Here is a 6,656-nt window from a genome sequence, read left to right on the forward strand (position 1 = left end):
GGTTACCCATGGCTAAATTTCCCGCACTGCCTGCCAGCGTAGACCGCTACGTGCGCGAGTTTCTGAACCGCCTGGCCGGTCGCAGCGGCAATGCCGGAGACAAGGCAGTACTGCACAGCGAGCTGGCTGAACTGGGGCTGGCCAAAGAAATAGGTCAGCGGTTAAGTTTGCCTGCCTCTGCTGTGGGGTCCATTACCGATACCCTGAAACCGGTTCAGCCAGAAATTACGGTCCCGGTAGATGGTGATGGAGATAGTGGAGTAACAGCGCCGGATGCACCCACCGCTGCCACCGGGCTTTCCACCAACGGCATTTTTGGTGCCGTAATCCTGCAATGGGATGCCCCGGCTTACAACGGTCATAATCACACCGAAGTGTGGCGAGCACAGATTGATGACCGAGCACAGGCTTCTCTGGTCCATGAAGCCAATGGCAGCCGTTATACCGATGTCACCGGCAACACCACCCGGCACTATTACTGGGTGCGCCACGTCAACAGTGGCGGCCAGGTCGGCGGTTTTAATGCACTGGCCGGAACAGCGGGTCAGGGAACGGCCATCATTAATCTGGCCGACCTGATGCTGGAGAGCCCGGAGCTTTCAGAACAGCCATTTTCAGTGCGCAATATCGGCACCGAAGCAGAGCCGGAGTATGTGCTGATCTTCAACGGCTATCTGGCGGTGAACGGGCCGGTGAATATCAGCCAGCTTCAGTCCGGTGAGTTGCAAAACGGCACGGCACTCACGGTTGGTCAGGGCTCTATCGAGCTGAGTACCGGCAGCGATGGGTTTGGCCAGATGGTGATTACCGGCAGTGGCGGTATTGCCACTAACGACTATCTGGTGCTGAAACAAGGCCGGATCGAGTCCTATATTTACACTGCCAGGGCCGGTCACGTTCGGTATAAAGAGGTACGCCGGACGGAAAGCGGCATCGGCAGAAATGGTCAGGCAGTGATCGTTCCTGCGTATTTTAAAAGCCAGCCCACTATTAACCTCTATCCCCGCGACATTACCGTCTATAACGCTGATTATCCTGACCAGTCCCAGCGGCTGGAACTCTACCACACTACCCCCCAGCCCTATGGCCTTATCGAAGGCGCGTGGGTGTTTTTCCCCTATGCCCGACTGCTGCTGGCCGATGGCAGCAAAACCGAGGCCAACGGCAAAATCTATCAGGGAACTGGCAATAACGCGCAATGGTTTGCTTACGACACTGATCAGGTAAAAAAGGTGACGGTGAAAGGGCGTGTTGCCAGCAGTCGGTCCACTGGCAGTGGCGGCACCTGGCAGAACCGTAAGGTCACCATGACCCTGAAGTATCGCCCGGACAACAGGGACTGGATTGATGGCGAGTCGGTCACCGTGGAAATTGACCAGTTCACTACTCACGACCTTGAGATCAGCCAGACCCTGACCCAGGGAAACTATGACGTGGGGGTGCAGTTTTTTGCTGAAGACCGTGAGGGTACATTCAACAGTGGTGAAGTCATCTACGACTACAAAAATGAGGATTGGGGAGGCAACGACTGGCAGAAAACGCTCAGTCCCAACGGTTCTGCACAGACAGTACGCCATAGTATTGCGATCAATAACCCGGCTCTGACTGGCTGGGAAATCACCAAAATCCTGTTTTTTGCCAGGGTGGATATACGGCTGGAGGTCAGAAACCTCTACCTCTATGAAAGTAATGTCTGGGGAACCGATATTGCCAAAGGTCGGGCCAGGGTGCGCATCCCCAACGATGTAGGTGGCTACAACACCTACGAAAAAACCACCTCCAACAACTTGGTATATCTGTACGACGACAATGCAGCCTGGGAAAGCGTGGAGTTCAACGATATTTCCATGCGCTGGGAAGACCACGTTTACAAAGACGGCAAGGTCTACCCGGAAGTAGAGGTCTGGGCAGAACGGGCTGGTTATAAAGGTCAGTCCTCCGCAGGCAGTTCCTTCGATCCCCCCTATGTGCCAACCAGTGTTGCCTATGTCCATATCCGCAGACTCGCTGCCACTGTCTACTATCGCCGTCCCCAGCCAGTGAGCAACACCCCCGACAACACCTTCTACTGGGACACCACGGCTTATGACCTTGGTGCCATCGATGTCAGCATTTCAGATGCCATTATCCACTGGACCGCTACCGGCGAATAAACAGGAGAATAACCATGGGCATATCACGATCACAGGGCTACACCCGTGTAGGGACACCTGACTCCGGCCACAGTTACGGCCTGACCGGCAATGCCCCTTACCGGAAGTAATATGTTGATTGGTATGAGCTTTTTTAAAGCTTGAAGTTTTCATTTAGCAAGGATGTCCGGTTACTTTGAATTAAATTTTCCGCTCATTAACTTATGCCGTGGAATCCTTACCTTCCCAACGAGGCTTATGGAGGCTGAATCTGGTATCACGCTCCTCAAATGGTTTTGAGGAGTCTCCAAACTCCTCAACGAGACTTGTGAAGCCTGAATCTGGTATCACGCTCCTCAAATGGTTTTGAGGAGTCTCCAAACTCCTCAATGAGGCTTGTGGAGCCTAAATTTTATATCACGCTCCTCAAATAGTTTTGAGGAGTCTCCAAACCCCTCAACGAGGTTTGTGGAGCCTGAATCAGAGGTTCCACTCCTCAAAAGGCGTGCGAATTCAGAGCTATCCGTTATGTGCGTTGGAAAACACTCTGACCTTCAGTAATTTCTAACAGCTCGGCAAAACAAAGTACCGCAGGACGCCTTCCCGAAGCCGATTTGATTTCCAATAAAATCCCGGCATCGCGCAGTTGACGGAGTAAAGCCGGGGTGGTTTTGGGATGAATGCCGTACTTTTCTTCAAACTGTTGAATAATATCCGTGGTGCGAAAGATGGGGCGACTAAACAGCGCATCCAGTAAATGAACAGAATACTGGGAACGGGTAATGTGTTGAATTTGATGCTTCATGTGTTCATACAGCCCCATGATGTTTCTCACCCGCGCACTGTTTTCCCTGGCCTGAAGGGTGATTGCTCGCAAAAAGAAGGCAATCCACCCATTCCAGTCTCCTTCTGAAGAGATCGCCTGGAGACGCTGGTAATATTCGTCACGGTGGGTTTCCAGGTATTCGCTCAGGTAGAACATAGGCTCGGAGAGAATTTTTTTCTGGTACAGGAATAGTGGGATCAGGATGCGTCCAATCCGGCCATTACCATCCTTGAATGGATGTAACAGTTCGAATTGCCCGTGTACCACGGCGACCTGAAGCAGAAAGTCGCAGTCATCATAATCGATATAACGTTCCCAGGCCTCAAGGTGCTCCATTAATCGCAGTGGTGAGGGAGGCACAAATGTCGCCTGTTCCATGGAGCAACCCGCCCGGCCAATCCAGTTCTGATCGTTGCGAAATCCACCGGGAGATTTATTCTGTCCCCGAACGCTGTTGAGCAGTATGCTGTGCAACTCACGGATCAGGCTTAAACGGATGGGATAAGCTTTCAGGTGTTCACTGGCCTGAAACAGGGCAGAGCGGTAGTTTGAAATTTCCTGGATATCCTTGAATTTCTCGCCTTCTTTCTCCAGCCCTGCCTCCTGCTCCAGTACCTCATCAACGGTGGCCTGAGTACCCTCAATCTTAGAGTACGGCCTCTTGAGTGGTCAGTGGCGAGAGCATCACCGCAGGGTTTGGTATCCCTTGTAGCAAACCATCGTACCGGGCAAGCTCAGCGTTTGCCTCGCCGACCAGGCTAAACAAGGCGCGAAAGTCAATATTCTCCAGGGGCAGTGTATCTGGCTGATAAGGGGGCATCCTGTTGGTATCCTGAGCCAATATTATGGGTTTGATTGTAGCGCGGCATAGGTGTGTATGATACGGGGTGACGTACGGATATCCGGATAGCATATCTGGCCATATCGACGGATTAAGCGTTCTATAAATTTGGGGCTTTTACAGGTTTGCCCACAGGAAAAAATTTGTCTGCCCCTTTTTGTTGGTTACGAGCTGTGCACTGGGTGGATTGTAAAATGCGATTTGTAATGCCAAGAAGCGTGAAGCAAACGCTTCGCAGGTATGGGCGATGATCAGAGAAAATATCTTTCAGTGTTGAATACTGTCGTTTAGATGACCACTTTCGCTGGGTAACCAGAAGGTATTTTTCATGAAAATTTTTCCTAAAAAAAATGGCCAAAATATCGAAAAATAATACACACTTGCGCACTTTTTCCTAAAACGATTTGAGCTAAGTTGTTGAAATATAAGGATGACACGCTAGCTTCAGGTGCTAGTGACTGTATGGTCGTGGAAGTTCGAGTCTTCTCCTGGGCACCAATTCTCAAAGATATGTCGTGTAATTAGCGGCAAAAAACCGGACAGCTGCCCGGTGATATCTTCTCTCATTTCTCTTCCTTTTTTAGCTCTTCCTTTCGATCACCTCGTACCCTGTACTTCCTGAGTTTTCCAGATATAGATTTTCTTCGCTTCCAGCGTTTTATGCCCTGATACTAATCCTTCGTGGTCAGATACGCCTTTGGCTTTCAGGTCGTGGAAGTGCCACTTCTCGGCAATCAGTCCTTCATCTATTGCGCGGTTGATCAGTTTTTGCCATTGGCTGTCTAACGTGTTTTTGTGCATTTTTTGCCCCGGCGACATCTGGATGCCTCTCTTGACGACGACGTTGGGCGCACCGAACATGTATTCAAATTTTTCGCCGCTGTTGTGATCATCCAGCAGTTTTAACGCTTTTCTCAGTCGTGGTGTCCAGAGGGTGATTTCATCCAGCGACCCTTTGCTCCGTTTTAGCTGTATTCCTTTTTCCAACAGTTACCGCTTCATGTTTATCAGTTCGGATCGTCTTGCACGACAGATGTAGGCAGATTCCATCATCGCTTTCCAGAACGGATTGGCCAGATAGTAAACGCAGGCGTAGTCTTCATCGCTGACGTACACATCCTGCCGATTCGGTCTTGGCAATGCTTCGCAGTCCAGCGATGGGTTGGGTGGAACTCCTTCCAGATGACTTCTGCCCCAGCTCCAGGCACTGGAGAATAACTTGCGTGCAATGGCCACGGCTCCGAGCTTATCAGAATACTTTTCATACGCGAAGGGCGACTTTTGACATCTGATAAGGCATGACTGCACCTTAATCTGCGCTCTAAAAACCCGATGAACACATTAACCGCCGGTGATAAACACGCCGTTGCCAGTACCTCCAGTGGTGAAGCCGAGTTAGCTATACGTCGATTAACTCCCGTTGAATGCGAATGTTTGCAGGGTTTCCCAGATGGGTTCAGCGCTATTCCCTGGAAAAACAAACCGGCTGAAGAGTGTCCTGATGGTCCGAGGTACAAGGCTCTTGGTAACTCCATGGCCGTTCCGGTAATGCGCTGGATCGGAAATCGTATCCAGACGGCACTGAGTTAACCATGTACTTTGCTTTGGAACCGGCTCTGATGCGGATCTTTGGAACGCCGGAGCTGATGATAAAAACCGCCAGCTGGCAGTGGGATATCAACGCCGGTTATCGCAAGACAGCGGTTGCACCAGAGCATCGCAGCACCCGGAATTGAGGCAGGCCAAGGGGAAGATTCAGATCAAGGGTAAGGGGGAAAGCACGGTTTACCGCTGGCAGCAGAAGTGTCGTCAGGTCTGCAATGAGCTGATCCGGCTGGCCGAGGATGAGGCTCAGGATTTGCTGGAGCAATCCGGGGTTATCCGGCATGAACCCTATTGACGGCATGCCGAACTTAAGTGTACTACAATGTAATACACCAAAAGGAGGTCATGTATGAGTGTATCCAGCGTTCGTCTGAATCAGGATATTGAAGAGCCGTTAAACCAGTTAGCTAAAGTGCTGAGCCGTAGCCGCAACTATCTCATTAACGAAGCGGTCAGGGAGTACATCAAGAAACATGCCCGTGAAATGCAGGAGTGGGACGAGACCCTGGAAGCACTGGATCAGGTACGCAGGGGAGACACCGTAGATGGTGACGCCGTGATGACATGGCTGGAAAGCTGGGGCAGTGATAATGAGCTGGAGGCACCTGAATGAAACTCAGGTTTTCCAGGAGTGCCGTTGATGACCTGAAACGACTGAGACAGTTTATTGCAGAAAAAAATCCGCCAGCAGCACAGCGAATGGCGGAGTATCTGGTCAGGAAAATTAACAACCTGTGCCATCAACCGAACATGGGCGTTCTGGTAGGGGATAAACTGAATCCCCGTTTGCGTGACCTGATTATCAGGGATTACAAGATTCGCTATCTTGCTGACGACCGTGAGGTCTTGATTCTGAAGATATGGCATCAGAAGGAAGATGATGAGATTAGCCTTGACTCAGAGTGAGAGTAAAAGTACGGTGAAAACTCATGCTGGGAAAGTACCCGATCACTCACTTTCCCGTTGCTTGAATCCTTCCAGAAAGCCCGGCCCTGTTGCCGGGTTTTTAGTATCTGCCACTCCCAAACTGAACCACTATAAAAAACGTGAGTTCGATGCAAGAAAAGACAAGGGAACCCCGGTTGTTTAACTATCTTTCGGTTGCAATCCACAGATAGCTAACCAGAGGCTCCCATGTCTATGACCAGTGTATTCTGTGATGTTGATGATTTCTGTCTGGTTTTTGAACCAGAATGGCATAAGCGGCTTATCTGCAATACCAAAAAGCCTCTGGTTATATCGAAGCTCTCGC

Annotated in this window: 9 protein-coding genes, 1 tRNA gene and 2 pseudogenes; 8 read left to right on the plus strand and 4 right to left on the minus strand. The window is 50.6% G+C overall.

Translation table 11 applies throughout. The features are described from left to right. Positions 1-8: 8 nt before the first annotated feature. Positions 9-2,153 carry a phage tail protein gene (locus J7439_RS21785; RefSeq protein ID WP_209204103.1) on the plus strand — a complete coding sequence of 715 codons (2,145 nt, stop codon included), beginning with the start codon at positions 9-11 and terminating at the stop codon, positions 2,151-2,153. Positions 2,154-2,658: 505 nt separating this feature from the next. On the opposite strand, the gene J7439_RS21790 is transcribed toward J7439_RS21785, so the two are convergent. Together J7439_RS21790 and J7439_RS21800 are read right to left on the minus strand one after the other, a co-directional pair. Further along, positions 2,659-3,603 (minus strand): Fic family protein, encoded by a 945-nt coding sequence (locus J7439_RS21790; protein WP_353623101.1) that lies wholly within the window; start codon positions 3,601-3,603, stop codon positions 2,659-2,661. Between the two features lies 1 nt (position 3,604). Next, a complete protein-coding gene (locus J7439_RS21800; protein ID WP_209204105.1) occupies positions 3,605-3,778 on the minus strand; it encodes a Fic/DOC family N-terminal domain-containing protein in 174 nt (57 codons plus the stop codon). Between the two features lie 434 nt (positions 3,779-4,212). Between J7439_RS21800 and J7439_RS21805 the strand changes: the two genes are divergently transcribed. Beyond that, positions 4,213-4,297 (plus strand) — tRNA-Leu (locus tag J7439_RS21805). Positions 4,298-4,396: 99 nt separating this feature from the next. Here the strand turns inward: J7439_RS21805 and J7439_RS21810 are convergent. Then, a complete protein-coding gene (locus J7439_RS21810; RefSeq protein WP_209204106.1) occupies positions 4,397-4,786 on the minus strand; it encodes a site-specific integrase in 390 nt (129 codons plus the stop codon). A 3-nt stretch (positions 4,787-4,789) separates the two neighbouring features. Beyond that, positions 4,790-5,035: a hypothetical protein gene (locus J7439_RS21815; RefSeq protein ID WP_209204107.1), complete on the minus strand. Its 246-nt coding sequence runs from the start codon at positions 5,033-5,035 to the stop codon at positions 4,790-4,792. Positions 5,036-5,125: 90 nt separating this feature from the next. Here J7439_RS21815 and J7439_RS21820 point away from each other — a divergent pair. The 6 genes and pseudogenes from J7439_RS21820 to J7439_RS27575 all read left to right on the plus strand — a co-directional run. Then, a pseudogene (locus J7439_RS21820) lies at positions 5,126-5,389 on the plus strand (DNA cytosine methyltransferase); the annotation flags it as partial. A gap of 2 nt (positions 5,390-5,391) precedes the next feature. Beyond that, on the plus strand, positions 5,392-5,535 hold the full coding sequence (locus tag J7439_RS21825) for a hypothetical protein (protein ID WP_209204109.1): 144 nt from the start codon (positions 5,392-5,394) through the stop codon (positions 5,533-5,535). After that, positions 5,532-5,699, plus strand: coding sequence for a hypothetical protein (locus tag J7439_RS21830; RefSeq protein ID WP_209204110.1), 168 nt, complete (start codon positions 5,532-5,534; stop codon positions 5,697-5,699). The genes J7439_RS21825 and J7439_RS21830 overlap by 4 nt, the downstream gene beginning before the upstream one ends. A 54-nt stretch (positions 5,700-5,753) precedes the next feature. Beyond that, the gene (locus tag J7439_RS21835) at positions 5,754-6,017 is read left to right on the plus strand and encodes a CopG family ribbon-helix-helix protein (RefSeq protein ID WP_209204111.1); all 264 of its coding nucleotides are present in this window, start codon (positions 5,754-5,756) and stop codon (positions 6,015-6,017) included. Beyond that, positions 6,014-6,310, plus strand: a complete 297-nt coding sequence (locus J7439_RS21840) for a type II toxin-antitoxin system RelE/ParE family toxin (protein ID WP_209204112.1) — start codon at positions 6,014-6,016, stop codon at positions 6,308-6,310. Before J7439_RS21835 ends, J7439_RS21840 begins: the two co-directional genes overlap by 4 nt. A gap of 228 nt (positions 6,311-6,538) precedes the next feature. Further along, positions 6,539-6,656, plus strand: a pseudogene (locus J7439_RS27575) (IS982 family transposase); the annotation flags it as partial.

The sequence above is a fragment of the Salinisphaera sp. G21_0 genome (genome assembly GCF_017744115.1).
In the GTDB taxonomy this organism is placed as follows: Bacteria; Pseudomonadota; Gammaproteobacteria; order Pseudomonadales; family Endozoicomonadaceae; genus Endozoicomonas.